Origin of the sequence: Streptomyces sp. BE303 (assembly GCF_036290945.1) — a bacterium.
GTDB lineage: Bacteria > Actinomycetota > Actinomycetes > Streptomycetales > Streptomycetaceae > Kitasatospora.
The window spans coordinates 1-313 of sequence record NZ_JAQYWZ010000890.1; the positions used below are offsets into that span (position 1 = coordinate 1).

Sequence of the window (313 nt, forward strand, 5' to 3'; positions counted from 1 at the left end):
ATACGGGTCGAAGATCCACCTGCTCACCGAACGTACCGGTTTGCCCCTGTCGCTCGCGATCTCCGGAGCCAACGTCCATGACAGCCAGGCCCTGATACCGCTCGTCGACGCCATTCCGCCGATCCGCTCGCGACGCGGACCCAGGAGACGCCGACCCGGCAAGCTGCACGCCGACAAAGCCTACGACCACCGCTTCATCCGCACCTACCTGCGCCGGCGGCAGATCCCGGCCCGCATCGCCCGCCGCGGCATCGAGTCCTCCCAGCGCCTCGGCCGGCACCGCTGGGTGATCGAGCGCACCGTCGCCTGGCTC

At 69.6% G+C, this 313-nt stretch carries 1 protein-coding gene; it reads left to right on the forward strand.

Annotation, left to right across the window (positions count from 1 at the left end; all coding sequences use genetic code 11):
* The coding region (locus PUR56_RS43665) for a transposase (RefSeq protein WP_329951714.1) at positions 1 to 313 on the forward strand (313 nt) is incomplete at both ends.